We start from the raw sequence: 25123 nt of genomic DNA on the forward strand, positions 1-25123 counted from the left end.
TGGCCAGTCTGCCCAGATGGGTACACCAGGGACATGAGCACCTCACCACCACAGTGGATCCGTCGCGCCCGTGAGCAGTGGAGCAACCGCGGGACGTCGCGTCCGTCGTTCGCCGAAGAGCCGGGTCCAGGACAGGAATCGGTGTGGGACTACCCGCGGCCGCCGGCGCTGGATCCGGATGCTCGTCACATCGAGGTCCGTGACGGCGAGGACGTCCTGGTCGCAGCCAGCGACCGGTCCGTGCGGGTCCTCGAGACCTCCCACCCGCCGGCGTTCTACCTGCCACCCGAGTCGGTCCAGACTGGCATGCTGACGGCCACGTCCGGCCAGAGTCACTGCGAGTGGAAGGGCCGCGCGGAGTACCTGGCGCTGCCCGGCAGCCCGGACCCCGTCGGATGGCGCTACCCCGCGCCGTACGAGGAGTTCGAGCCGTACGCCGGCTGGGTGTCGTTCTACCCGGACCGGGTCCGCTGCACCGTCGATGGCGAGGCCGTTCGACCGCAGGCCGGCGGGTTCTACGGTGGCTGGATCACCGACGACGTCGTGGGCCCGTTCAAGGGTGAGCCCGGGACCCAGGGCTGGTGACCACAGGCCTGGTGACCGCCGGGCTGGTGACCGCGATGCCGGCGGGCCGCCGCCTCAGGCCAGTGTCTCTCCCATCGTGAGGAGCGCGTTGCGCCAGTCGGCGTAGTCCCAGGCCGGGATCTCGTCGCTGAGCTCCTCGGTCTTCTCCAACCACACGGCGAAGGGCTTGAGCGTGTCGGCGTCCTGCAGCATCCGATCGACCAGCTCCTCCATCCGTTCCGGTGAGGCATCACTGCCGACGATCGAGACCGACAGACCCGTCGGTCGATCGAGCAGCAGACCGTGCCCGAGGACCTTCATCAGCGCGATCCGTGCCTCGGGGTTGTCTGGCGCGGAGGAGTCGTCTGGATGGTTCCCCGCCACCAGCAGGACACCGGCGGTCGGTGCGAGAAGCGGCAGGACCGTCGAAGCCGCGTCGAAGCGTCGGAGCAGACCCTCACGCAGGAAGTGGCTGATGACATCAACGGCGTTCCGACCGGCGGTCCCGACCCGGACCGGCAGCTGCACGTAGAGATCCACGGTTCCGGACGAGACATCGAGCGAGTCGAGGTCTGCCGGGTCGGTCGCGGTCACGGTGTCATGACCGCTGGCCGACAGGCGCTCGGCCAGGGTGTCCGCATCTTCCCCGCTGATCACAATCGTCGTCATACCGTCATGATGCCGTACAGCCGGTCAGTTCGGCCGACGGTTGCCGGACCTGACCACTGGACATCATGCCGACATGCCAATTCCAACCGCAGCTGTCAGCGCCGCCGGCCTGATCGGTGGCTACCTGGTCGCTCGGGAGACCGAGATCCGACCACTGGGTGGGGCCGTGCTCGGTGCCGCGGCGGTCGCCAACGCCCGGACCTGGAACCGCGAAGCCGGACCAACCGCCGCGGCCGGTCTGCTGGCCATCTACCTCGGCGGGTTCGGCGCCTCACACCCACTGGCCAAGTCGATCGGCGCGTGGCCCGCGGTACTGGCGGTGACCGCCGTCAACGCGGCAGCCTCCTGGGCTGCGGTTGACCGACCACGACGAAGGGCAGCGCATGACCATTGAGACACAGTTGACCGAGAACTCCGTGAGCGCAACGGGCACGGTGGCCGCAGAGCCGTCGGAGGTGTTCGACTTCCTGCGCCATCCGGTCAACCACGAGACGATCTGTGGGGACGGCAGCGTGCAATCTGCTGCCTCATCGGACCTTCCGTTGGGGCCGGGGGACACCTTTCGGATGAAGATGAAGCAGTACGGTCTGCCGTACTCGATCAACTCGACGGTGAAGGAGTTCGAGCACGACCGGCTCATCGCCTGGGCTCACCTCGGCGGGCACCGCTGGCGCTGGGAGATCGAGCCGGCGCCATCGGGTGGTTCGATCGTCACCGAGACCTTCGACCAGTCAACCGCGATCTCGCCTTGGGTGCTGCGGACGTTCCTGGGGATGCCCAAGGCACACGAGGCCAATGTCCGGCGGTCCATCGAGCGTCTGCAAGGCCACTTCGCCGCCCGCTGACGCTGGTTCGCCCGGAGAGGTCGGGGAACTCCGGTGCCCGGCCGATGAGTTGGTGCTGACATGACCGTCACCCGGTATGTCCTCGCCGTGTTGTTCCTCCTCATGGCCCTGGGCCAGACGCTGACCTTCGGTGACTTCGTCACGGCCCTGGAGAGCTACCGGCTGGGCGGGGTGCCGGACGGGCCACTGGGGGTGCTGGTGATCGTCACCGAGGTGGTCGCGGGGGTCGGCCTGCTGGTGCCGGAGCGCCTGGCCAGCCGCCGGATCGGCGCGACGGCGAGCCTCACGGTGGCGGTGTTCTGGAGTGCCATGGCCGTCCAGGCGTTCGCTCGCGGACTGGTCATCCCGAACTGCGGCTGCTTCGGGCGGTACGCGTCACAGCCGCTGTCGTGGTTCGTCCTGGTCCAGGATGCTTCCCTGCTCGGCAGTGCCATCTGGGTCTACGTGGTGGGGCGAGGGCAGTCCGCGTCGCTCAACCCGACCCCGGCGACGGGCTAGACCCAGCTCGCTGCCAGACGGGCACGGTGTCGGCTCCGGTGTCCGGCCTGCCGGGTGAGGTCGGCGCCTGCGGGCGTGGTGCCGGAGCAGCGGGCTCGGGAGTTCGGATCACGGATGGCACGTCGACCTCGCCGATGATCTCCTCCACCAGTCGCTCCATGGCCTGAGTGTGGACGTCGTCGGCCTCCGTCGCCTCATCGAACCCGGCGCGACGATCGTCGTCATCGTCGTCGACCCACGGTCGCAGGCGGAACCGCAGTTCGGCGGTGTCACACAAGCTGGTCGTGTCGCACACCTCGTAGGTGATCCGGTAGGTCCCGTAGCGGCCGAACAGTGGGGAGACGAAGCCGATGTCACCATCGGGCGTCACCTCTGCGAACCCTTGCCGGGGTCCGTCGAGGATCCGGACCGTGGCGGGATCCAGGTTGCCGTCCGGGTCGCTGTCGTTGCCGAGGACGTCGAACAGGAAGAAGCTCGGAGGGGAGACGAGAACGCCTCCGTCGTCGTCCACCGCCACGGGCGCCTGCCCGGTTGGGAGGGCGTCGACCGTGACCGTGACCAGCGCGGAGTCACACAACCCGGTCGTGTCGCAGATGTCGTAGGTGAACGTGTCGGTGCCCACGAATCCTGGGGTCGAGGTGTACTCGATGCCTCCAGCCGTCACCACCGTGGTGCCTGTCCCTGCCGCTCCGGCCGCCAGGGTCGTCGCGTCGATGTTGCCGTTCGCGTCGCCGTCGTTGGCGAGCACGGGGATCACGGTGGGCACACCCGAGACCGCGGTCGCCGCGTCATCCGCGGCCACCGGTGCTTCGGCATCACTCGTCACGATGAGTGTCAGGTCAGCCCTGTCGCAAAGACCCTCGGGGTCGCACACCTGGTAGGTGATGACGCTGACACCATCGAACGCGATGGGGCTGTCGTAGGTGATGGTGCCGTCGGCTGCGGAGGTGGCGGTGCCGATCTGGGGCGGCGTGACGATGAGGATCCCGAGTTCGGCCCGGTCGTGGTCGACATCGACGTCGTTGGCGAGGACGTCGACCACGGCCAGGACGCCGGCGTTCGTGGTGGCGACGTCGGCCACAGCTACCGGTCCGTCGTTGACCGGTGTGATCTGGACGTCGACGCGACCGGTGTCGCAGAGGCCAGCCGTGTCGCACACGCGGTAGCCGAACGAGTCGGCTCCGCTGACGTCGGGTCGCGGCTGGTAGGTGGTCTGACCGTTCTGCAGTGGCGTCAGCGTCCCACGCAGGGGTGGCTGGCTGATGGCCACGCTGCCGACATCCAGGTCGTCGTCCGGATCAGACGCCAGGACGAGGAGGTCGACCATACCGACCGTGTCCTCCTGGATCCTTAGTGATCCGTCTTCCGCAACCGGCCGTTGCGGTGTCGGCGGCGCCGTTGGCGGTGTGGTGGGCGGTGGCGGGGGCTGGGCGGTCGGCTGTGGCGAGGGCGGTTGTGCCGGCGTCGTCGGCTCAGGGGTCACCGGGGGCGTCGGCGGTGGAGGGGGTGCTGTGGGTGTCGGGGTCTCTGGTGGCCCGGTCGGCTGCGGCGGCTCAGGTGATGACACCGGCGGAGGCTGCGAGACGGGCGTGGGGTTCGGCGTCGGTGGGACCGTCGGCTGCGGCGCCGGCGCACTCGTTGGGGAGTCGGCTTGGGCTGCCGGCGTGGTCGGTGCGGTCGCCGCCGGACTCGGCGCTACCGGTGAGGCGGCGGAGCCCGCTGGGATGACGACGCCGGTGACGGGCGGCGCTTGGATGCTCGTCGGCTCGGGTGCTGGGTCACGTGGCGGCGCGGCGGCGGGCTGTGCCTCCGGCGGGCGACCCGCGAAGGCGGATGGCGGAGGGAGGAACGTCGGTGTGCCGACCGGAGGTTCGGGCTCGACGTCACTCACCGCCGCCGGCTCCACGGGCAAGGTCTGCGCGTCCGCACCGACGGTCAGACCCGGCGCCAGCCCGGTGACCGCGGCGGCCGTCACCACGGCGACGGAACCGGTGGCCATCTGGAGCATGCTGGGCAGCCGTCCGAGTGCCTGCCCCAAGCCGTCGAGCAGCGGCACCTGCAGCAGCCACGAGAAGGGTCCGGTGACCGTCCGGATGTCGCCGATGGAGATGTTGAGGAAGGCCCGGACGATGGCCGGGTCGAAGTGCGTGCCGGAGCTGGCCACCAGCTCTTGGCGGGCCTCCTCGGGCGTCGAGGCCTTCTTGTACGGGCGTGTGGCGGTGATGACCTCGAACGCGTCGGCGACGGCGACGATCCGCCCGGCGTAGCTGATCTCGGTGCCTGCCTTGCCGTGGGGATACCCGGTGCCGTCCCAGCGCTCGTGGTGGTCGCCGATCGCGTCGTACCACTCCCCCAGCCAGTCGGCCAGCGGCTGGCAGATGCGAGCGCCGTGGGCAGGATGGGAGCGCAGCTCCTCCCACTCCTCCTCGGTGGGTGTGTCGGGCTTGTTGAGCGTCTCGGGCGAGACCTCGATCTTGCCGATGTCGTGGACCAATGCGGCCCAGGTCAGGCGGTCGCGGTCGTCACGCGACAGGCCGAGCTCCCGGGCCAACATGGAGGTGAACAGGTGCGTCCGCTCGGAGTGCCCTCGCGTGCGACTGTCGTGCTCGGTCAAGGCGCTGACCAGTACCAGGATCTCCTCCGCGGCCTCGACCGGGGTGCCCTCGATGCCGTTCTGGCGGGCGCGTCGCACCCGCTCGTCCAGGTTCCGGACGCCAGCCGAGCGGCGCGCGACCTTGAATCGCGACGGCGCCTTGTCTGGAAAGGCCATCGTCATGGAGAGCAGGGCTGCCAACGGCAGGACCTTGCGCATCTGATGGTCCACCACGACGAGGACGGCCCACGACGCGGCGACGACGACCACCCAGCGCACGATGATGATGGCGACCGAGGTTCCGAAGGTGGGTAGCAGCCGATCCACGACCAACCCGGTCAGGAAGGACGCCACCAGAGGCACCAGGAAGCTCGCCAGCTTCACCATTGCCGATGCGACAGGGCGACCGCCCCACCGATCCAGATTGCTTGACAACGCTGTCCACGCCTTTCAGCCGTCGGTCTCGGCTGAAGGCATCGACACCACCCCGCGACACCTTAAGGCGTGCGCAGCGTGATTTGCCCGCTGGTTCGGCGTGGAATCAGACCGCTTCGTCGCCGTCGCTCCGGCGGCCCGGCAACTCCCGGTCGAGCATCAGCACCGCCGTCGGATCGCCACCCGTCATGCGGAGTTCTCCCACGATCGTGCGCACGGCTGCTTCCTCGTGGACCTGCTCGTCGAGGAAGCGGGTGAGCAGCGGGATGCTGCGGTAGTCGCCGGCGGCCGTGACCTTGCCGTAGAGATCCCCGATCGCCGCGGTGACCTTCTCCTCGTGCGCCAAGGCCGCCTCGAACGCGGCGACGGCGTCCTCGAAGTTGCTCTGCGGCGCCTCCAGCGGCTGCAACTCGACCTCGCAGTCCCGGTCCAGGACGTAGTGGATGAACAGGTCGGCGTGCTCGTTCTCCTCGGCGGACTGCTCCTGGAACCACTGCGCCATCCCGTTCAGATCACGCGATTCGGCCCATATCGCCAACTGCTGGTAAGCCCTGGCAGAGGCCTGTTCCAGGGCGATCTGGTCGTTGAAGGCGGCGATGAGGGATGCGTCCATGGACGCGAGTCTAGGCTTGATGCCATGCCTGTCTTCACCGGGGTCGGCGTGGCGCTGGTCACGATCTTCGCTGATGATCTGCTGGTCGACATCGACGCAACCTCCGTCCTCGCGGAGCGCCTCGTGGCTGCCGGCATCTCAGCCGTCGTCGTCGGTGGCTCGACCGGGGAGGCCTACGCGCTCACAGGGGCCGAACGCCGCTCCATCATCGAGGTCGTCCGGACAGTCCTGCCGACCGAGATCCCCGTCATCGCCGGCACCGGTGCGCCGTCGGCCCGGCAGGCGGGTCAGCTGACCGAGCAGGCCGTCGATGCGGGGGCCGACGCCGTGCTGGTGCTCTCGCCGCCACGCAGCCCCGACCCGCGGCCCTACTACGACGTCGTCGCGCAGGCGGCTGACAGCACCCCCGTCCTGGCCTACCACTTTCCGAGGGCAAGCTCGCCCGGCATCTCCATGGACCACCTTCGAGACCTCCCTGTCGAGGGCGTCAAGGACTCGACCGGGGACCCAGACCGACTGCTGCAGGAGCTGACGACCTATGAGGGGGACACCTACGTCGGCTCCTCGGCCATCCTGACGCAGGCCGGTGCCCTGGGAACCGCCGGTGCCATCCTGGCGCTGGCCAACAGCCAGCCCGAGGACTGCATTCGGGCCTTCGATGGCGATCCGGACGCGCAGCTGCGGCTGGCTCCCCACCATCACGCGCTCGCCCCCTTCCCCGGCGGGATCAAGGCACAGGTGGCTGACCGCTGGGGCTTCCCACCGCACCGGCGAATGGGCTGAAGCGATGAGCCGACTCCGCGACGAAGTGGCCGCCCGGTTGCCAGACGAGTGCATTCAGCTGGACCCTGACGTGCTCGGCACCTACGGGCAGGACCGCGCGCTGTTCGAACAGCCCGGCCAGGCCGACGTACTGGTCATGCCCCGATCGACGGAGGAGGTCGTGCAGGCCGTCCAGGCAGCCGCGGCCGCGGGGGCGGCGGTCGTGCCGCGTGGCGCGGGGACCGGGCTGACCGGGGCAGCCAACGCCGTCGACGGATGTCTGCAGCTCTCGCTGCACCGAATGGACCAGATCCTGGACATCGACGTCACGAACCGGATGGCCCGGGTGCAGCCCGGCGTCATCAACGCCGACCTGAAGCGGGCCGTCGCCGAGCACGGCCTGTTCTACCCGCCTGACCCGGCCTCCTACGAGATGTCCTCGATCGGTGGAAACGTCGCGACGAACGCCGGTGGGCTGTGCTGCGTCAAGTACGGCGTGACCCGCGATTACGTGGTCGGCCTGGAGGTGGTCCTGGCCTCCGGCGACGTGCTCCACACCGGCCGGTCGACCTTGAAGAACAGCGCGGGCCTGGACCTGACCGGGCTCTTCGTCGGCTCCGAGGGCCTGCTCGGGATCACCACCGAGATCACCGTGAAGCTGGTGGCCGCCCCCCCGCCTCCGGCGACCGCCGTGGCGTTCTTCGACTCGCTACCGAGCGTCGGGTCAACCATCGCCGAGACCTTCCGACAGGGGCACGACCCCTCACTCATGGAGATCATCGACCGCGCCTCGCTGGAGCAGGTCGAGGCCGTGTACCGGATGGGACTGGACACCGGGGCCGCTTGTCTGCTGCTGATCCAGACCGACTTGACGGATGCCGAGGAGCAGATCGACGCGATCGCGACCATCTGCCGCAGCGAGGGCGCGTCCGAGGTGCACGTGGCGCCCGATCCGGAGGAGGGCGAGGCCCTGATCGAGGCTCGACGACGCGTTCACCCAGCCCTGGAGCGGCTGGGCAAGCAGCTGCTCCCGGAGGATGTGGCGGTCCCGCGGGAGCGCATGGTCGACCTGCTGCAGGGGATCGAGGACATCGCCACGCAGTCCGGCGTCGATGTCTTCACCGTGGGCCACGCCGGCGACGGCAACATGCATCCGCTGCTGGTCTTCGACGCCGACGACGAGGAGGAGGTGACGCGGGCCAAGAGGGCCTTCGAGGACATCCTGTCCCTCAGCCTGTCGCTCGGCGGGACGATCGCCGCCGAGCACGGCGTCGGCACCCTGAAGCGGCAGTACCTGGTGGACGAACTCGATCCCGTTCAACTGCACCTGCAACGTCAGCTCAAGGCGACGCTCGATCCCGAGAACCGGATGAATCCCGGCAAGAAGCTCTGAGCGTCCCTGTCCTACCATGGCGCACCAGCGATGGAGGCAGACACCGAGGCGTGGGAGGACCGACCCCGACGACGGGTGAGGGACCTCGGCGTTGTGGCCGTCCTCGTTGTGGTGTTGGTCGTCGCCGCGGTGATCAGCCAGCAGCCCGAGACAGCTCCGACCGGGCAGCTCGAGACCGGTGAGGAGCCGACGGCCGAGGAGGCTCCCCCACCGGTGGCGCAGCGCCCGGACACGGGTGCGTGGGCCCCGATGGCACCGGCACCGTTCCAGCCGACATCGCCGTCACAGGGTGTCTGGACCGGCGAGGAGCTGCTGGTGTGGGACCACAGCCACACCGGCGCGATGTTCGCCTACCTGCCGGACCTCGACAGCTGGGAGCGGTTGGCCGAGGCGCCGATGACTCCGATCGGCGGCCACCGCATGGTCTGGACCGGCGACGAGGCCATCGTGTGGGGTGGACGTGACGACGAGGGCCTCCCCGTGGCGATCGGGCATCGCTTCAGCCGGCAGGCGGGGTGGCAGCGGCTGCCAGCCGGCCCGCTGCGCGCCAGGACAGATGCGGGCATGACCTGGGACGCGGTCCGGGAACGCGTGGTGATCTGGGGAGGCGACAGCGTCGTGACCAGTGGCCCCGACGCCTACTACGACGATGGCGCGACCTTCGACCCGGCGACCGACACGTGGGAGCCGCTGCCGGACAACGGCCTCGAGGGCCGGGCCGCTCCCGACGTCGTCGGTCTGCTCAGCGGTATCGCCGTGATGGGGGGCTCAGCCGGCCCGACCACCTTCACCGACGGCGCCATGCTCGACGGCGACCGGGTCGTGCCCATCCCCCGACCAGCCATCTACGACGGCCCAACGACGTTCCTGACGACATCGATCGGTGGCCTGCTCACCTGGGGCCGGCCCCTCGACTTCGGTGATCCGTCTGGCTACACCTGGGGACCGTTCACCGGCTGGACGCCGCTTCCCCGGCTGCTGAACCAGGAGCGCGCCCGGGCCGAGGTCCTGATCCGGGAGCAGGACGGACAGCTCCCCCTCCTGATCGTCTGGGGCGGGCTGGAGCGGCGTGGCGTCGAGCGTGTGACCGATGGCTTCTGGTTGAACATCGCCACCGGTCGCTGGCGGGCATTCCCACCCGCGCCGATCAGTGCCCGGGCCGATGCCATCGTCGTGGCAACCGCCGATCAGCTGTTGGTCTGGGGTGGACGGTCCGGGGGGACCGTACCGACCGACGGCGCCCGTCTGGGGCTGCCCGTTCCCTCCTGATCCCCCGTCAGTCTGCGCCGACGGTCAGGACCACCTTGCCGGTGGCCTTCCGCTCGTCCAGCAGGGTCAGCGCCTCGGCGGCCCGCTCGAGCGGCAGTGCCGCACCGATCGGTGGTGCCAACGCCCCCTCCCGGATCATCGCGTCGAGTGCGTCACCGATGTCGTGGACGATCGCGGGCTCCTGCATGAGGAAGCCACCCCAGGCGCAGCCGACCAAGGTCGTGTTGGACAGCAGCAGCCGGTTCACCCGGACCTCGGGGATCGACCCGGCCGCGAAGCCCACGACGAGCAGCCGTCCCTCGGGCGCCAGCGCCCGGATCGAGTCCGTGAACCGATCCCCGCCGACGGGATCCATGATCACGTCGACCCCCCGGCCGTCCGTCAGCGCCTTCGCCTCGTCCTTCCACGGCCCGTCGCTGCGAATGACGTCATCGGCTCCCGCCTCTCGGGCGACCGCGGCCTTCTCATCCGTGCTGACCACCGCGATGACCCGCGCACCCAGGGCCTTCGCGACCTGGATCGTCGCCGTGCCGACACCGCCGGCAGCGCCGTGGACCAGGACGGTCTCGCCCGACTGCAGCTGCCCGCGACGGACCAGCGAGAAGTGGGCGGTGTGATAGTTCATCGGGAAGGCCGCGCCCTGCTCGAAGCTGAGCTCGTCCGGCAGTGCGAAGGTGCTGGAGGAGGACACCGCAAGCTGTTCGGCCATCCCGCCCAGCATCCCGAACGCCATCACCCGATCGCCCTCGCTGAAGCCGGAGTCCGACGGCGCGCTGCGGATCACGCCGGCCACCTCGACCCCGGGGACGAACGGCATCTCCGGCTTGAGCTGGTACAGCCCGCGGGTCTGCAGCAGATCGGGGAACGCCACCCCGGCGGCCCGGACGTCGATCAGGACCTGGTCACCGGTCGGCTCCGGAGCCGGGATGTCGACGACGTCCACCGCTGAGGGTCCGTCCAGGGATGTGATGTGAATGGCGCGCATGGACGGCGAGTCAACCACGTTCCGGAATGTGGATACCAGGCGTAGAGTTGGATGGGCATGGCCAACCCACTTGACGCAACCGCACCCGACGCCGTCCTCCAGACCTTCCCGCTGAACGGGCAAGGGCCGTGGCCGACGGTGGACCCGTTCCTCTTCTGCGTCCACCACGACGACGACTATCCCGAGGGCGACGAGGAACTCGGCCCCTGTGCGCCGCTCGTCGGCCGCAACATCGGGATGGACTTCTCGGGTGCCGATGGGTGGTCGATGTACCACGGCTCCCTGGTTCCCGGGTTCCCCCAGCACCCGCACCGCGGGTTCGAGACGATCTCGTTCATGCGCAACGGGTTCATGGACCACTCCGACTCGCTGGGCGCCGCAGCACGGTTCGGCCGTGGTGACGTCCAGTGGATGACAGCCGGATCCGGGATCGTCCACGCCGAGATGTTCCCGCTGCTGAACAGCCAGGAGCGCAACGCGACCGAGCTGTTCCAGATATGGATCAACCTGCCGGCCAGCGACAAGATGGTGCCGCCGCACTTCTCGATGCTGTGGGATCACGAGATCCCCAAGCACACCCTGCTGGACGGGACGGGACGACCGGTCGACATCACCGTCGTGGCCGGTCAGTTGGTCGAGGGGCACGCTCCCGCCACTCCCCCGCCCCACTCCTACGCCTCCCGCGCGGACGCTGACGTCCACATCTGGCACGCCGGGTTCGCCGAGGGGGCATCATGGCAGCCGCCGGTGGCGGCACACCCGGACACGCGGCGGGTCGTCTACGTCTTCGGTGACGGCGTGGTGCGCATCAACGGGCAGGAGCTCACCGGCGGCAACGGTGCTGTGATCCGCTGTGATGTCCCGGTGACGATCACCGACGACACGCCGGGGGCTGCGCTCACCGATGACGGGCATGCAGCTGAGGTGCTCATCCTGGGTGGACGCCCGATCGACGAACCCATCGTCCAGTACGGCCCCTTCGTGATGAACACCAAGGCCGAGATCGCCAAGGCCTACGACGACTACTCCGAGACCGGCTTCGGCGGGTGGCCGTGGGCGGCCGCCGACCCCAACCACGGTCACGAGGTCAAGCGGTTCGCCAAGCACGCCGACGGCCGGGTGGAGGAACTCGCCGCCACCTGATCGCTGGACCGCCGACCGTTTGGTGACCTTGCGGGTGGGTACCGTCCGCCCCATGAGGATCACCATCACCTACTGCGTTCCCTGAGACTACTCATCGCACGCCGTGCGCGTGACCAACGAGTTGCTCAGCAACTACCAGCATGTGATCGATGAGCTGACCCTCATCACGGGGGACCGCGGGGTGTTCGATGTCGCCGTGGGCGGCACCCTCATGTACTCCAAGGGCCAGACCGGCCGCCAGGCGCGTGAGGGCGAGGTCCTCGAGGCCCTTGAAGCGGTGCTACCGGACGGGACGCGGCGCTACGGCTCCTCGTAGTACCCCTAGTGGTCCGTAGGTCCCCAGGTGGTTCGTGGTCCCCCTGGTGGTCCGTAGGTCCCCAGGTGGTTCGTGGTCCCCCTGGTCGTCCACAGTCGGTCCAGGTTTGGCCCACTCAGTCAAGCGGGTGGACTTCCCGCCCGTGCAGCGGGGGAAGTCCACCCACCACGATCAGGCCGCCAGCCGATAGGGCCCATCGGGACGGGACAGCTGCTGGCGTTCCAGGTGGAGTTGGCGCAGCCGCTCCACGCGCTTGGCCGTCGTGGGGTGGGTGCGCAGCCACTCCGCCGGCATCGACCGACGTGGGTGCGCCGCCTCCCAGGCAGCGCCGGCGTGCTGGTCCAGCACGTTCAGGGCCTGTGCCAACCCCTCGGCATCGTTGGTGAGCGCCACAGCATCCGCATCCGCCTGGTACTCACGGGACCGGCTGAGGGCCAGCAGCAGGAGCGTGGCAAGGCTCGGGGCCCACAGCACGGCCAGGATCGTCAGCGTCGAGAACCCTCCACCGATGGCACCCGGCCCGAACAGCAGCAGTCCGATCGTGCCGATCGTCGTCAGGGACTGGGTGCCGCGCGCCAGGACGTGAGCCACCCGCATGATGCGGAGGTCCCCGGCGGCGATGTGACTGATCTCATGCGCCATCACGCCGGCCAGTTGGCGTCGGTCGAGCGCGCGGAGTAGCCCGGGGGAGATCGCCACGACACCGTCGTCGTCACGACCACTGGCCAGGGCATTCAGCATCCGGTCCGGTAGAAGGGCGAGTGCCGGCCTGCCGCGAAGCCCGGCGCGGGAGGCGAGCCCCTGCACGAGCGTGTGCAGATCCGGCGCCTCCCAGTAGCCGAGCGGCCGAGCCCCCAGGGCACGGATGACCGCGCGGCCCGAGGTGTGGCCACCGGACCGGGTCGCCCCCCAGACCGCACCGCCGATCATCAGCAGACCGAGCGGTCCGAACAGGACCACGGCCGTGATGGCAGCCACCAATCCGATGGTGGCCACAACTGCAACGCTGGCCATCAGCGTCGTCGGCCGACGGTGAATCACTGGCTGAAGTCGGGTCACGTTCTCATCTTGAGCGGATGCCTGCCCGGCTACACCCATGACTTGGTCTGGACTTGGTCAAGACCGCCATCGAGCGCGCGATCTCTCCACTCCAAGTCGCCTGCTCCGAGTCGCCTGCTCCGAGTCGTCTACTCCGTGTCGTCGGGGCTGTGGTCGGAGATGCGGGTCACGGTGGAGTCCTCGTCGTACCCCTCGGGGTCGGCGACGGCCACGCCACGGAATCCGCTAGTCGGCGAGACGGCCGTCTCCTGCTCCGAACCAAGCCGGGACAGCAATCCGCGCAGGTCGATGCCGGTCAACGACGACCCGATCGCCAGGCCCTGCTCGACGTTGGTCGCCACGTTGCCAATCAACTTCGACGCCCCGTCCGTCGAGACCACGGTGAGGTCCTTGATGTTGCCCATCGGCTCACTGGCGGCCCGAACCAGTTCGGGGAGGATGCTGGTCAGCAGCTCCATGACCGCGGCTTCGTTGTAGTGCTGGAACGCTTCGGCGTTCTTCTGCCGCGCTTCGGCCTCGGCCTCACCACGTGCCAGGATTGCGGCCGCTTCGGCCGCTCCCTCAGCCTCCACCGCGCTCGCGATGGCCTCGCGACGTGATCGCTCGGCAAACCCTCGCTTCTCACCCTCGATCGCCTCGGCCTCGGCCAGTGCCGACCGTCGGGACTTCTCGGCCTCACCTGACAGGCGGGCGGTCTCGGCCTCGGCCTGCGCCTTGGCGATCTGCGCCTGCTGGCGGGCCTCCGCCTCGCGGATGGCGGCCGACTTGCGACCCTCGGCCTCCTGCTCGACGCGGTAGCGATCGGCGTCGGCGGGCTTGCGGATCTCGGTGTCGAGCTCACGCTCCTTCAGGGCGGCGCGGCGCTCCGCCACCTGCTCCTGGGCGGTCAGGACGTCCTGGTCCTTGGCGGCCTGCGCGATCGGCCCCGCTGCACGGGCGTCAGCCTCGGCGGCGTCGGTCTCCGCCTGGATCTCCGCCTTCTTCAGCGCCAAGGTGCGGTTGGCGATGGCGATCTGCTCTTCGGCCTGCAGGCGCTCCTCCTCCGCGGCCTGCCGCGCGCGGGCCTCGGCGATGGCCGCCTCCTTCTCGACCCGGGCGGCCTCCGGGCGGCCCAGGTCCTTCAGGTACTCCCCCTCCGCTCGGATGTCCTGCAACTGGAAGGTATCGAGGGCCAGCCCCTGGTTCGTGAGCGAGGTCTCGGCCTCCTCGGCGACGGCCGAGGCGAAGGCCGCACGGTCGCGGATGATCGTCTCCACGGTCAGTCGACCCACGATGGCGCGGAGCGATCCGGCGAGCACCTCCTGGGTGAACACCTCGATGCCGTCCTGCTGGTTCAAGAAGCGCTGGGCTGCGGCACGGATGGCGTCTTCGGTGCCACCCACCTTCACGATGGCCACCCCCTCCAGATCGACCTTGATGCCCTGGGCGCTGATGCCACCGTTGATGCCGACCGGGATACGACGGCTGGACAGGTCGAGGGCGTGCAGCTTCTGCACCACCGGGAGGACGAAGGTGCTGGCACCGATGATGACCCGTTGGCCGGACAGGTCGTGCGTCGACTCCCCGGTCTCGGGATTGATCACCGGTCCACGGTTGCCCTTCCGTCCGGTGATGATGAACGCCTGGTTGGGCCCGGCCACGCGGTAGCGGCTGGACACGGCGGCCACCAAGAGGACGAGGAGGACGACGAGGGCGCCGCCACCGGCGAGGAGGGTGTTCACAGTTGACTCCTGACGAGGTTGAGAGAGGGGGTCTGGGACGGGTTACAGGTCGGCCGGCGTCACGATGACCCGGGTCTCGGAGAGCGCCTGCACCACGACCACCTGAGTTCCGGCCGCGATGACCTCGTCGGTGTCGTCGGAGGCCTGAGCAGCCACCTTCCAGGGTTGGCCGTGGCGGCGCATCACGACCTCGCCCATGCCGCCGACGCTGATCGGCGTCACGACCTTGCCGATGGCCCCGACGAAGTCGCTGCGGGTCGGCGTGGCATCGGTGGGCGTCGAGATGAAGAACCGGACCAGCGCCACCGTGACGGCACCCATCCCGACCCCGGCGCCCACGGCGACCGGCACGGTGACAGCGCTGGCGATGCCCGTGGATGTCATCAGGTAGCCGATGATCCCGGCGGAGGTCAGGAATCCGGCGATGGCCTCGCCGGGAATGCCGGCGTCGGTGCCCGGCAGGTCGAGCTCGAACGTATCGGCCACGAACGTCAAGATCAGCAGGGCAAGGCCGATGGCCCCCACCCCGACCCACACGGTTTCCATCACCACAGTTGTACTACGCCGTCGTCGGTGGTGACCACGCCATGGACGGTGACCTGGGGATTCGGTAGACCACTCAGAGCTCGGATCCGAACAGCTCACAGCCAGGATTCTCGCACTGGAAAGACCCATCGGGCCCCGGCTCCTCCGTCGGCAGCGCCGTGACACCGCAGGCGGGGCAGATCGGGGCGCGTTGCTCGCGTCGGCTGCGATCACTGTCCACGGCTCGGACTGTACCCCCCACCGATGGACCGCCGTGTGTGGGCGTCACCGAACCGCCGACGCCCGGACCCCTGAGCTCCGACGGCGCAGCTTCAGGGTCATCTGGGGGTCGTCCCCCATACGAGGGCCGACGCCCCTGGCGACAGTGCAACCCATGCACACAGCCTTCCGCTCAACCGCCTCGACCGCCCCTGGACCATCCACCCGACCGACCCCCCTGCGCACGCGGCTGCTGTGGCTGGACGCCGTCCGCGCCGGCGCGCTCCTGGTCGTGGTCGTGGGCCACATCCTCATGGCCATCGTGACGGTGACGCCGGCCGGTCAGACGTCGTTGACCAACGTGCTCGACGTCGCCGCCTGGTCGCACTGGCTGACCTGGCCGCTGCAGGTCATGCCGGTCTTCTTCGCCGTCGGTGCAGTGGTCACGACGGCCAAGATCACCTCGGCAGATCCCTCGCCGGCCGACAACTGGTCAGCCTGGGCCGGGTGGATGGGTCGGCGCGCCCGCGTGCTCATCGTCCCCGCCACACCGCTGGTGGTCCTGTGGTTGCTGCTGTCGCCGGTGCTGGCAGGCACGTTCGGCGCTGCAGTGGTCTCGGCTGCTGCTGCCGCCGCCCTGGTGCCGCTGTGGTTCCTGGCCGTCTACGTCCTCGTGCAGGCGCTGGTCCCGCTCTGGCTCCGGCTTCTTCGGACCTGGCAGCCCCTCACCCTCGGCGTCGGCCTGGTGGTGCTCGTCGCCGTCGTCGACGCCCTCCACCTCACGGGCACACCTGGCGTCGGCTACGTGAACTTCATGCTCGTGTGGTCGCTGCCGACGCTCGTGGGCGTACTGGTCCACCAGCGTCGGATCTCGACGCGAGGGCTGGCCGGGCTCGCCGTGATCGCCCTCGCGGCTGCCGCTGTCCTGGTCGCGGTCGCCGGCTACGAGTTGCCGGTCGTCGGGGTCACGGACTCCGACCGCTCCAACAACAGCCCACCCTCACTGCTGCTCGCTTGCCACGCACTCGCCTACGCCTCAGCCGTCCTGGCCGGTGGTCCCCGCCTGGAGCGGCTGCTGCGCCGCGGCCATCGTCGGCGTCGGGTGCTGCATCTGGCCTCCACCTGGTCGATGCCGGTCTACCTATGGCACATGACCGGACTCGTGGTCCTGGTGGCGGTCGGCATCGCCGCCGAGGTGCCGTTGCTGGACGGGATCTTGGCGCTGGACCCGCTGTCACCGGCCTGGTGGCTGGCCCGACCCGTCTGGCTGGCGCTGTGCCTGGCTCCGACCGTGCTGCTGATCGGCCTGGTCCGAGGGCCCACCATGGCGTTAGCCGGCTGGTCCGCAGGTCGCCCGGTTGCAGGCCCACCGGGTGTGGTCGTCGGGCTCATCGGATGCTCGGTCGGCATCGGCACGATCGTGGAGAACGGCATCGCACCGACGCCGTGGGCGGCCGTGGGGCTGCTGGCGCTCGGGATTGCGGCACTGCATCCCGTGATTCAGAAGGACCGACGTGGGATAGGGCCCTCGACATGATCATCCTCGGCGTCATCCTCATCGTCCTCGGAGCCGTTCTCGACATCGGCATCCTCTACACGATCGGCGCGATCCTGGCCGTCATCGGCGTGATCCTGGCGATCCTGTCCGCCACCGGTCGCGCCTTCGGCGGTCGGAAGTTCTACTGACGTCGTGATCTGCGATCAGCCGGACGTGGACGAGCGACGCTTCTTCGCCAGCTGCTCCGGCGTCGGCAGGTGGACGTTGTCGGCCAGGCCGATCTGCTCCAAGGTGCGGATGACCCGCCACGAGAGGTCGATCTGACCCGGCAGCAACCCGTGCCGCGCCGAGGTCGGGAAGGCGTGGTGGTTGTTGTGCCACGACTCGCCGAACGACACCACGGACAGGGGCCAGTTGTTCACCGACTCGTCCCGGGTCTCGAAGGGCTGGTCGCCGAAGAAGTGGCAGATCGAGTTGATCGACCAGGTGATGTGGTGCAGCACGAAGATCCGGACCAGGCTGCCCCAGATGAAGGCGCTGAGCGCACCGGCAACGCTCATCGTCACCAGCCCGCCGATGATCGGCGGCGCCACGATCGACCCGACGATGATCCACGGCGCGGCTCGCTCGACCCGGACGAGCGCCGGGTCACGCAGGAGGTCAGGTGCCCAGTGCGTCGGCTCGATCCCGTCGGGGATGAAGAACCAGCCGGCGTGGGCGTGCCATAGTCCCCGGAGCGTCCCGCGGATGCCCGTCTCCTCGACGAGATGGGGTGAGTGCGGGTCACCGTACGTGTCGGCGTAAGCATGGTGCCGGCGATGGGTTGCAACCCAGTGGATGACCGATCCCTCGACGGCCATCGTCCCGGCCACGGCCCACAGCACCCGGAGCGGCCGACCGACCTCGAAGCTGCGGTGGGTGAACAGCCGGTGGAACCCGACGGTGATCCCGAGGCCCGTGAGGACCCAGAAACCGAGGAACAGACCGAAGTCAAGCGGACTGATCCCCCGTCCCCAGAGCATCACCATGGCGGCCGCAACACCCAGCAGCGGCACCACCGTCAGGATCAGTGCCATGCGTCGTTGCAGGCGGAGCTCTGCGACGGTGACAGGGCGGGCACCCTTGACCGCGGGAGGGCCCTCCGCCACCAGCGCCTCCTGCATGATCGCCTCGGCCTCGTTGGTACTGACTGACATGGCTGGTTCTCCACGTTCGGTGCGCTTGGCGGCCCACACCCTACTGGAGGTTGCCGCTACCGTTGTGCGCCGCCATGCCCATCGTCGCCCACACGCAACTCCCGACGTTCGCCAGCCTGCGAGACGCCGGTGAACCGGTCCTCACCACCGCAGAAGCGCTCAGTCAGGACATCCGCGAGATCCACCTGGGTCTGCTCAACATGATGCCGGACGCTGCCCTCCGCGTGACCGAGCAGCAGTTCATGCGGCTGATCGGCGGCTCGAACTCGATCGTCCAGATCTACGTCCACGTGTTCACGCTTCCGGGACCGACGCACAGCGCCGCGACGCAGGACTACATCGACGCCTACTACACCCCCTTCGAGGAGGTCCTCGACCTGGGGCTCGACGCGCTCGTCGTCACGGGTGCCAATCCGGTCGAGGAGCACCTGGAGGACGAGTCGTTCTACGGCCCCCTCGCCGAGGTGATGGAGTGGGCGACGGCCAATGTCACCTCGACCTTGTGCTCGTGCCTGTCGTCGCACGCCATCCTGCAGCACTCCTACGGCATCCATCGTCGCCCGCTGCTGTCCAAGCGCTGGGGGGTGTTCCCACACCGGAACGTGGCCCCGGAGCATCCCCTGCTCAGAGGGATCAACACGCGGTACAACACGCCGCACTCGCGGTGGAACGCCGTCACGCCGGAGCAGCTGCGCTCCGCCGGGCTGCGCGTCCTGGCCGAGACCGACGACGGCGACTTCCACATCGGCACCAGCGCCGACGGGTTCCGGACCGTGTTCTTCCAGGGCCACCCGGAGTACGACGCGGTCAGCCTCCTGAAGGAGTACAAGCGTGAGGTCGACCGCCACCTCGCCGGTGAGATCCCGCTGCCGCCGTTCCCCGAGAACTACCTGACGCCCGACGCCGCCCGCCTAGCGGCCGACCACGTCGATGCTGCGCTGGCCGCGGCCGACCCGTTCGCCGTGCCATTCCCCGAAGACGAGCTGCGCGCCACGCTCGACAACACCTGGACCGACACCGCCAAGGCGATCTTCAACAACTGGCTGGGCCTGGTCTATCGCCTCACGGGCTTCGAGCGAGGTGTGGCGTTCATGGGCGACGTGGACCCGGACGACCCGCTGCAGCTGGGATCGGTGACCGGATGAGCACGCCTCGGTGAGGGTGCGGCCAGCGTGAGCAGCCAGGTTCCGGCCGAGATCGTCTACCCGCCGGAGCTGCCGATCACAGCCAGGCGCGAGGACCTCGTCGACGCCATCCGGTCCCATCAGGTCGTCGTCGTCGCCGGTGAGACCGGGTCCGGCAAGTCGACCCAGCTGCCGAAGCTGTGCCTGGAGGCAGGTCGAGGGACGGACGGCCTGATCGGGCACACGCAGCCCCGTCGGCTGGCCGCGCACGCCGTGGCAGCCCGGGTGGCCGAGGAGCTCGGGGGATCCCTCGGCGGGTTGGTCGGCTACCAGGTGCGGTTCACCGACCGGGTCGGCAAGCACACCCGCATCAAGCTGATGACCGACGGCATCCTCCTGAACGAGCTGCAGCGCGACCGGGACCTGCTCGCCTACGACACCATCATCATCGACGAGGCACACGAGCGGGGTCTGAACATCGACTTCCTCCTGGGCTACCTCGCCCAGCTGCTGCCGCGACGACCGGACCTGCACGTCGTCATCACGTCGGCAACGATCGACACCGCGCGGTTCGCTGCGCACTTCGCCCGCGACGGCGTACCCGCCCCGATCTTCGAGGTCAGCGGTCGGACGTACCCGGTGGAGATCCGCTACGAGCCGCTCGAGGTCACCGATGAGCACGGCAACACGGCTGTGTCCGACCTCACCGACGGCATCGTGGAGGCGGTCGACGGGCTCTGTCAGGAGGGTCCCGGTGACATCCTGGTCTTCGCCAGCGGCGAGCGGGACATCCGCGACGCTGCGGATGCCCTGCGGGGCGCAGCCAAGCGGCGGCGCACCCTGTCCGGCGTCGAGATCCTGCCGCTCTTCTCCCGCCTCTCGGCCACCGAACAGCAACGGGTCTTCGCGGCGCACCGCGGCCGCCGCGTCGTGATCGCCACCAACATCGCCGAGACCTCCCTGACCGTGCCCGGCATACGGTACGTGGTCGACCCGGGGCTGGCCCGGATCAGTCGGTACGGGCGACGCTCCAAGGTCCAACGCCTCCCGATCGAGAAGATCTCCCAGGCGTCGGCCAACCAGCGGTCCGGGCGGTGTGGCCGACTGGGGCCGGGCATCGCGATCCGGCTGTACGCAGAGGAGGACTTCGAGGCCCGACCGGCCTTCACCGAGCCGGAGATAACCCGGACCAACCTCGCCTCGGTCATCCTGCAGATGACCGCCCTGGGGCTTGGCGACATCGACGCCTTCCCCTTCGTCGAACCGCCCGACCGCCGGCAGATCGGTGACGGCGTCGCCCTGCTGGAGCAGCTCGGGGCGTTGACCGGGGAGCCCGACGCCCCCGGTGGTCGGGCGCTGACCGAGACGGGCCGCCGTCTCGCGCGACTGCCGCTGGACCCGCGGCTCGGCCGCATGGTGCTGGAGGCCGAGAGCGAGAACTGCGTGACCGAGGTCATGATCCTGGCTGCCGCCATGTCCATCCAAGACGTCCGTGAGCGGCCGCGCGACAAGCCCGAGACGGCCGCGCAGTACCACGCCCGCTTCGCGGAGCCGGGGTCGGACTTCGTCAGCCTGCTCAACCTGTGGGCCTACCTGCACGAGACCCGCCGCTCGATGTCTGGCAACCAGTTCCGCAAGCGCTGCAAGGCGGAGTTCCTGCACTACCTGCGGGTCCGGGAGTGGCAGGACGTCTACAGCCAGATCCGCCGGGTGACTCGGTCGCTCGGCATCACGGTGCATCCGCCGGCCGACCGGGCCGACCTGGACATCGACGCGGTCCATCGCGCCATGCTCGCGGGGCTGCTCGGCAACGTCGGGATGCGGGAGGGCGACCGACGCCAGTACCGCGGGACCCGCGACACCCGGTTCGTGCTGGGCCGCGAGTCGTCGCTGGCCGATCACCCACCGTCCTGGATCGTCGCCGCGGAATTGGTGGAGACCAGCCGGCTCTTCGCCTCCTCCGCCGCCACGATCCGGCCGCAGTGGATCGAACCGCTGGCCGGAGACCTGGCTGCGTCGACCTACAGCGAGCCCACCTGGAGCAGCACCCGCGGCGCCGCAGTCACCACCGAGCGGGTCACCTTCCTCGGCCTGCCCATCGTCGCCGGCAGGACGGTCAACTACAGCCGGGTCGATGGGCCCGCGGCGCGGCAACTCTTCCTCCAGCACGCGCTGGTCGAGGGTGACTGGCGGCACGACGGCGAGTACGCCTTCCAGACCCACAACGCCGGAGCCGTCGAGCAGGCCCGGGCGCTGGAGGACCGGCTTCGACGAACCAGCGGCCTCGACCCGGAGGACGTGCTGCTCGACCACTACAACCAGACCGTGCCGCAGCACGTGGTGTCCGCCGGCCACTTCGCCCGCTGGTTCCGCACGGCCTCCCGAGACCGGCCGCACCTGTTGAAGGTCCCGGCCGAGCTGCTCACCCCGGAGCCGCCCGAGGTCTACGCAGCCAGCTACCCGGACCGTCTGGCTGTCGCCGGGCAGCCGGTGGACCTGACCTACACCTTCGACCCGGCCCGGCCCGACGCCGACGGCATCACCGTCGACCTGCCCCTGGAGCTGCTGGCAACCGCGCGGGCCGGACACTTCGACTGGCTGGTCCCCGGTGTCCGGCAGGAACTCGTCGTGGCGTTGATCAAGGCGCTGCCCAAGTCGCTGCGCCGTGCCCTGGTGCCGGCTCCCCAGACCGCTGCCCGGGTCGTGGAGCGGGTGGGTCCGGCGGACGGGCCGCTGCTGCCGGTGCTGGCGCGGGAGCTGACCCGCATCGGCGGGGTACCCGTGCCCGTCGAGGCGTGGCAAGGCGCCGACCTGCCGGACCACCTGCGCATTCGCTACCGCGTGGTGGAGGGTGACCGGGTGCTGGCAGCGGGGCGGGACCTGGCGGCGCTCAAGGCCGGCGTGGCCGACCAAATGACCCAGGCGGTCGCCACAGCGGCCCCCGTCCCCACCCACACGGGACTGACCGCCTGGACCATCGGCGACCTGCCCCGGTCGGTGACGGCGGGCGACGGTCCCTACCGCGTCACGAGCTACCCGAGCCTGGTCGACGAGGGAGACACCGTCGGCGTTGCTGCCCTGCCGACCGCGGGAGAGCAGCAGACGGCGATGTGGCAGGGCACCCGACGGCTGCTGCGGCTGGCACTGCCGAGTCCCGTCCGCACGGTCAACACCGCCTTGGGCCAGTCCGCCAAGCTGGCCCTCAGCCGGGCGCCGCACCCCGACGTGACGGCCGTCATGGAGGACGTACAGGCGTGCGTGATCGACGCCGTCGTCGCCGACCGTGGCGGGCCCGCCTGGACTTCCGAGGACTTCGAGGAGCTGCGCGTCGCCGTCCGCGAACGGTCACCACGGCTCTTGGCCATCACCGCCAGGGCGGTCGCGGACATCGTCACCAGGGCGGACGCGGTCAAGGAGCGGATGCGCCGACCCGGACCTGCGGCACTTGATCCAGTCCGGCAGGACATCGCCGGTCAGCTGGGCCGGCTGGTGTACCCGGGGTTCGTCGCGGCGACGGGCGGGCGGTGGTTGGGGCACCTCTCCCGCTATCTCAAGGGGATGGATGTTCGCCTGGAGGCAGCCGGGCGCAATCCGGGCCGGGACGCTGAACTGCTGGCCGTCGTGGCGGATCTGGAGGAGGAGCATCGTCTGCTCCAAGAGCTCCGCCCGGACCAGGCGCCGGCGCTCCAGGAGGTCCGCTGGCAGCTCGAGGAGCTGCGGGTCGGGCTGTTCGCGCAGAGCTTGGGGACAGCGGTGAAGGTGAGCGAGTCACGGCTCCGTGACGCCCTCGCCCAGATCCGGCACGCGCCCCGCACCTGACCCCTCCGCAGGGTGGGGAACCTGACCTTGCGTGGTCAGGTTCCCCAGCACGAGGTCAGGTTCCCGAGCACGAGGTCAGGTTCCCCACCACGAGGTCAGGTTCCCCACCACGAGGTCAGGTTCCCCACCACGAGGTCAGGTCCCCCACCACGAGGTCAGGTCCCCCACCACGAGGTCAGGCCACAGCAGCAAGCGCAGCCAGCGCCACGACCACCTGCCTGGCAGGCTGGTGAGGCTGTGTCCACCTCAACTGCCACCCTCTCCCCCGCCGCGTTCAACGACGCCGTCAGCCGGCGCCGCACCTTTGCGATCATCTCCCACCCCGACGCCGGAAAGACCACCCTGACCGAGAAGTTCCTGCTCTACGCAGGCGCCGTCGGTGAGGCCGGCGCGGTGAAGAGCCGACGCGTCGCCCGCGCCGCCCGGTCGGACTGGATGAAGCTCGAGCAGGAGCGCGGCATCTCGATCTCCTCCACCGTCCTGCACTTCGCCTACGGCGAGTGGCGCTTCAACCTGCTCGACACTCCCGGCCACGCCGACTTCTCCGAGGACACCTACCGCACCCTGTGCGCCGCGGACGCCGCGGTGATGGTGCTCGACTTCGCCAAGGGTCTCGAGCCGCAGACCCTGAAGCTGTTCAAGGTCTGCGCCGACCGGGGCCTGCCGATCGTCACCTTCATCAACAAGTGCGATCGTCTCGGCATGGCCCCCCTCGGCCTGCTGGACCAGATCACCGAGCAGATCGGCATGGAGCCCGTCCCGATCACCTGGCCGGTCGCCGATGGGCGCGAGTTCGCCGGCATCGTCGATCGGCGCACCGGGGACCTGCACCGCTACGAGGACACCGAGGGCGGCTCCAAGCGGGGCGACATCACCGTCGAGCCGTTTGCCGATGCCGATCCCGGCCGCTGTCCGATCGAGCGCTGGCAGGCCGCCGCGGAAGAGTTGGAACTGCTCGATCTCGAAGATCGTCAGCTTGACGACGAGGCCTTCCTGGCCGGCCGGCAGACCCCCGTCTTCTTCGGCTCGGCCCTGCAGAACTTCGGGGTCAAGATCCTGCTCGAGGGGTTCGCCGGTCTCGCCCCCGCCCCCGGCCCGGCCGTCGTCGACGAGCCCGAGGACCAGACCGCCCAGCCCGTCGAGGCACCGTTCAGCGGCCAGGTCTTCAAGGTCCAGGCCAACATGAACCCCCGCCACCGGGACCGGATGGCGTTCGTCCGGGTCAACTCCGGCGTGTTCGAGCGTGGGATGAGCGCCACGCTGGCTCGAACCGGCCGGTCCTATCAGCTGAAGTACGCCCACCAGCTGTTCGCCGCTGACCGCAACACCGTCGACGTGGCCGTGGCCGGCGACATCGTCGGCCTGACCGGCGCCACCGACATGGTTCCCGGCGACACCCTCTTCGTGGACGACGAGGTGCTGTACCCCCCAATTCCCACGTTCTCGCCCGAGAAGTTCGCCTCCGTCCGCTCCACCGACACCAAGCGCTACAAGCAGTTCCGACGCGGCCTGGTCCAGCTGGACGAGGAGGGCGTCATCCACGTCCTGCGCCGCCCCGAGTTCGGCGACCAGGAGCCGATCCTGGCCGGGGTCGGTCAGTTGCAGTTCGAGGTGGCCGAGCACCGCTTCGAGCACGAGTTCGGCTGCCCGGTCGCCATGAGCCCATTGCCCTGGGAGGTGGCCCGCCGCATCCCCGCCGACGCAGCCGACCAACTGCGCAACCAGTTCAAGACGATCATCGTGACCGACTCGCGGGACAACCACATGGCACTGTTCGCCTCCACCGTGGCCCTCGACAAGGCCCAGAAGGACCACCCGGACATTCCCTTCGAGCCGTTGGGGACGGGCCTGGCACGCCGGGTGGCCTGAGGCTGGCA

Annotated in this window: 21 protein-coding genes and 1 pseudogene; 14 read left to right on the top strand and 8 right to left on the bottom strand. The window is 69.5% G+C overall.

The window, feature by feature from the left end; translation table 11 throughout:
• Positions 1-33 precede the first annotated feature (33 nt).
• Positions 34-585: a DUF427 domain-containing protein gene (locus C1746_RS15265; protein WP_116715376.1), complete on the top strand. Its 552-nt coding sequence runs from the start codon at positions 34-36 to the stop codon at positions 583-585.
• A 54-nt stretch (positions 586-639) separates the two neighbouring features.
• Here the strand turns inward: C1746_RS15265 and C1746_RS15270 are convergent, their stop codons facing one another.
• A complete protein-coding gene (locus tag C1746_RS15270; protein ID WP_116715377.1) occupies positions 640-1233 on the bottom strand; it encodes a hypothetical protein in 594 nt (197 codons plus the stop codon).
• A gap of 73 nt (positions 1234-1306) precedes the next feature.
• On the opposite strand from C1746_RS15270, the gene C1746_RS15275 reads away from it, so the two are divergent.
• Genes C1746_RS15275 through C1746_RS15285 form a run of 3 tightly spaced genes read left to right on the top strand, consistent with a single transcriptional unit; the run spans position 1307 to position 2576 of the window.
• Positions 1307-1627: a hypothetical protein gene (locus C1746_RS15275; RefSeq protein WP_116715378.1), complete on the top strand. Its 321-nt coding sequence runs from the start codon at positions 1307-1309 to the stop codon at positions 1625-1627.
• On the top strand, positions 1617-2078 hold the full coding sequence (locus C1746_RS15280; protein WP_116715379.1) for an SRPBCC family protein: 462 nt from the start codon (positions 1617-1619) through the stop codon (positions 2076-2078). Before C1746_RS15275 ends, C1746_RS15280 begins: the two co-directional genes overlap by 11 nt.
• A gap of 60 nt (positions 2079-2138) precedes the next feature.
• Positions 2139-2576: a MauE/DoxX family redox-associated membrane protein gene (locus C1746_RS15285; RefSeq protein ID WP_116715380.1), complete on the top strand. Its 438-nt coding sequence runs from the start codon at positions 2139-2141 to the stop codon at positions 2574-2576.
• Here C1746_RS15285 and C1746_RS15290 read toward each other — a convergent pair.
• On the bottom strand, positions 2551-5556 hold the full coding sequence (locus C1746_RS15290; RefSeq protein ID WP_116715381.1) for an Ig-like domain-containing protein: 3006 nt from the start codon (positions 5554-5556) through the stop codon (positions 2551-2553). The two genes, C1746_RS15285 and C1746_RS15290, sit on opposite strands and share 26 nt — an antisense overlap.
• Positions 5557-5710: 154 nt before the next feature.
• Positions 5711-6217: a ferritin gene (locus tag C1746_RS15295; protein ID WP_116715382.1), complete on the bottom strand. Its 507-nt coding sequence runs from the start codon at positions 6215-6217 to the stop codon at positions 5711-5713.
• A 24-nt stretch (positions 6218-6241) separates the two neighbouring features.
• Here C1746_RS15295 and C1746_RS15300 point away from each other — a divergent pair, with 24 nt between their 5' ends.
• From C1746_RS15300 to C1746_RS15310, 3 genes are read left to right on the top strand one after another with little or no spacing between them, the layout of a single operon-like run.
• Entirely contained in the window at positions 6242-7000 is a 759-nt protein-coding gene (locus C1746_RS15300) for a dihydrodipicolinate synthase family protein (protein ID WP_116715383.1), read from the top strand.
• A 4-nt stretch (positions 7001-7004) separates the two neighbouring features.
• On the top strand, positions 7005-8372 hold the full coding sequence (locus C1746_RS15305) for an FAD-binding oxidoreductase (RefSeq protein WP_116715384.1): 1368 nt from the start codon (positions 7005-7007) through the stop codon (positions 8370-8372).
• A gap of 30 nt (positions 8373-8402) precedes the next feature.
• Entirely contained in the window at positions 8403-9641 is a 1239-nt protein-coding gene (locus C1746_RS15310; protein WP_116715385.1) for a Kelch repeat-containing protein, read from the top strand.
• 7 nt (positions 9642-9648) lie between these two features.
• Here the strand turns inward: C1746_RS15310 and C1746_RS15315 are convergent, their stop codons facing one another.
• Positions 9649-10626 (bottom strand): NADPH:quinone oxidoreductase family protein, encoded by a 978-nt coding sequence (locus C1746_RS15315; protein WP_116715386.1) that lies wholly within the window; start codon positions 10624-10626, stop codon positions 9649-9651.
• Between the two features lie 57 nt (positions 10627-10683).
• Between C1746_RS15315 and C1746_RS15320 the strand changes: the two genes are divergently transcribed.
• Together C1746_RS15320 and C1746_RS15325 are read left to right on the top strand one after the other, a co-directional pair.
• Positions 10684-11769, top strand: coding sequence for a pirin family protein (locus C1746_RS15320; protein ID WP_116715758.1), 1086 nt, complete (start codon positions 10684-10686; stop codon positions 11767-11769).
• Between the two features lie 100 nt (positions 11770-11869).
• Positions 11870-12085 (top strand): annotated as a pseudogene (locus C1746_RS15325) (Rdx family protein); the annotation flags it as partial.
• 171 nt (positions 12086-12256) lie between these two features.
• Here the strand turns inward: C1746_RS15325 and C1746_RS15330 are convergent.
• The 3 genes from C1746_RS15330 to C1746_RS15340 all read right to left on the bottom strand — a co-directional run bounded on the left by C1746_RS15330 (position 12257) and on the right by C1746_RS15340 (position 15411).
• Entirely contained in the window at positions 12257-13081 is an 825-nt protein-coding gene (locus C1746_RS15330) for a M48 family metalloprotease (protein WP_205711876.1), read from the bottom strand.
• Positions 13082-13272: 191 nt separating this feature from the next.
• Positions 13273-14865 carry a flotillin family protein gene (locus C1746_RS15335; RefSeq protein ID WP_116715389.1) on the bottom strand — a complete coding sequence of 531 codons (1593 nt, stop codon included), beginning with the start codon at positions 14863-14865 and terminating at the stop codon, positions 13273-13275.
• A 42-nt stretch (positions 14866-14907) separates the two neighbouring features.
• Positions 14908-15411 carry an NfeD family protein gene (locus C1746_RS15340; RefSeq protein WP_116715390.1) on the bottom strand — a complete coding sequence of 168 codons (504 nt, stop codon included), beginning with the start codon at positions 15409-15411 and terminating at the stop codon, positions 14908-14910.
• A gap of 373 nt (positions 15412-15784) precedes the next feature.
• Here C1746_RS15340 and C1746_RS15345 point away from each other — a divergent pair, with 373 nt between their 5' ends.
• Together C1746_RS15345 and C1746_RS22145 are read left to right on the top strand one after the other, a co-directional pair.
• Positions 15785-17146: an acyltransferase family protein gene (locus tag C1746_RS15345; RefSeq protein ID WP_116715391.1), complete on the top strand. Its 1362-nt coding sequence runs from the start codon at positions 15785-15787 to the stop codon at positions 17144-17146.
• Positions 17143-17295 carry a hypothetical protein gene (locus C1746_RS22145; RefSeq protein WP_162867801.1) on the top strand — a complete coding sequence of 51 codons (153 nt, stop codon included), beginning with the start codon at positions 17143-17145 and terminating at the stop codon, positions 17293-17295. Before C1746_RS15345 ends, C1746_RS22145 begins: the two co-directional genes overlap by 4 nt.
• Before the next feature lie 15 nt (positions 17296-17310).
• Here C1746_RS22145 and C1746_RS15350 read toward each other — a convergent pair whose 3' ends face one another.
• Complete coding sequence (locus C1746_RS15350; RefSeq protein ID WP_170124917.1) at positions 17311-18303, bottom strand: acyl-CoA desaturase; 993 nt, start codon at positions 18301-18303, stop codon at positions 17311-17313.
• Positions 18304-18377: 74 nt separating this feature from the next.
• On the opposite strand from C1746_RS15350, the gene metA reads away from it, so the two are divergent.
• The 3 genes from metA to C1746_RS15365 all read left to right on the top strand — a co-directional run bounded on the left by metA (position 18378) and on the right by C1746_RS15365 (position 25115).
• Entirely contained in the window at positions 18378-19448 is a 1071-nt protein-coding gene (gene metA / locus C1746_RS15355; protein ID WP_116715392.1) for a homoserine O-succinyltransferase MetA, read from the top strand.
• A gap of 27 nt (positions 19449-19475) precedes the next feature.
• Positions 19476-23246, top strand: a complete 3771-nt coding sequence (gene hrpA / locus C1746_RS15360; RefSeq protein ID WP_116715393.1) for an ATP-dependent RNA helicase HrpA — start codon at positions 19476-19478, stop codon at positions 23244-23246.
• 237 nt (positions 23247-23483) lie between these two features.
• The gene (locus tag C1746_RS15365) at positions 23484-25115 is read left to right on the top strand and encodes a peptide chain release factor 3 (protein ID WP_116715394.1); all 1632 of its coding nucleotides are present in this window, start codon (positions 23484-23486) and stop codon (positions 25113-25115) included.
• The last annotated feature ends 8 nt before the right edge of the window (positions 25116-25123 follow it).

It is taken from the genome of Euzebya tangerina (assembly GCF_003074135.1).
GTDB classification, from domain to species: domain Bacteria; phylum Actinomycetota; class Nitriliruptoria; order Euzebyales; family Euzebyaceae; genus Euzebya; species Euzebya tangerina.

Bases quoted from the DNA above. Each gene is read 5' to 3' on its own strand.
- C1746_RS15310 (WP_116715385.1), top strand. From the start codon at position 8,403: ATGGAGGCAGACACCGAGGCGTGGGAGGACCGACCCCGACGACGGGTG.
- C1746_RS15275 (WP_116715378.1), top strand. From the start codon at position 1,307: ATGCCAATTCCAACCGCAGCTGTCAGCGCCGCCGGCCTGATCGGTGGC.
- C1746_RS15315 (WP_116715386.1), bottom strand. From the start codon at position 10,626: ATGCGCGCCATTCACATCACATCCCTGGACGGACCCTCAGCGGTGGAC.
- C1746_RS22145 (WP_162867801.1), top strand. From the start codon at position 17,143: ATGATCATCCTCGGCGTCATCCTCATCGTCCTCGGAGCCGTTCTCGAC.
- C1746_RS15265 (WP_116715376.1), top strand. From the start codon at position 34: ATGAGCACCTCACCACCACAGTGGATCCGTCGCGCCCGTGAGCAGTGG.
- C1746_RS15300 (WP_116715383.1), top strand. From the start codon at position 6,242: ATGCCTGTCTTCACCGGGGTCGGCGTGGCGCTGGTCACGATCTTCGCT.
- C1746_RS15285 (WP_116715380.1), top strand. From the start codon at position 2,139: ATGACCGTCACCCGGTATGTCCTCGCCGTGTTGTTCCTCCTCATGGCC.
- C1746_RS15270 (WP_116715377.1), bottom strand. From the start codon at position 1,233: ATGACGACGATTGTGATCAGCGGGGAAGATGCGGACACCCTGGCCGAG.
- C1746_RS15305 (WP_116715384.1), top strand. From the start codon at position 7,005: ATGAGCCGACTCCGCGACGAAGTGGCCGCCCGGTTGCCAGACGAGTGC.
- C1746_RS15340 (WP_116715390.1), bottom strand. From the start codon at position 15,411: ATGGAAACCGTGTGGGTCGGGGTGGGGGCCATCGGCCTTGCCCTGCTG.
- C1746_RS15350 (WP_170124917.1), bottom strand. From the start codon at position 18,303: ATGTCAGTCAGTACCAACGAGGCCGAGGCGATCATGCAGGAGGCGCTG.
- C1746_RS15295 (WP_116715382.1), bottom strand. From the start codon at position 6,217: ATGGACGCATCCCTCATCGCCGCCTTCAACGACCAGATCGCCCTGGAA.
- C1746_RS15280 (WP_116715379.1), top strand. From the start codon at position 1,617: ATGACCATTGAGACACAGTTGACCGAGAACTCCGTGAGCGCAACGGGC.
- metA (WP_116715392.1), top strand. From the start codon at position 18,378: ATGCCCATCGTCGCCCACACGCAACTCCCGACGTTCGCCAGCCTGCGA.
- C1746_RS15345 (WP_116715391.1), top strand. From the start codon at position 15,785: ATGCACACAGCCTTCCGCTCAACCGCCTCGACCGCCCCTGGACCATCC.
- C1746_RS15290 (WP_116715381.1), bottom strand. From the start codon at position 5,556: ATGGTGAAGCTGGCGAGCTTCCTGGTGCCTCTGGTGGCGTCCTTCCTG.
- C1746_RS15320 (WP_116715758.1), top strand. From the start codon at position 10,684: ATGGCCAACCCACTTGACGCAACCGCACCCGACGCCGTCCTCCAGACC.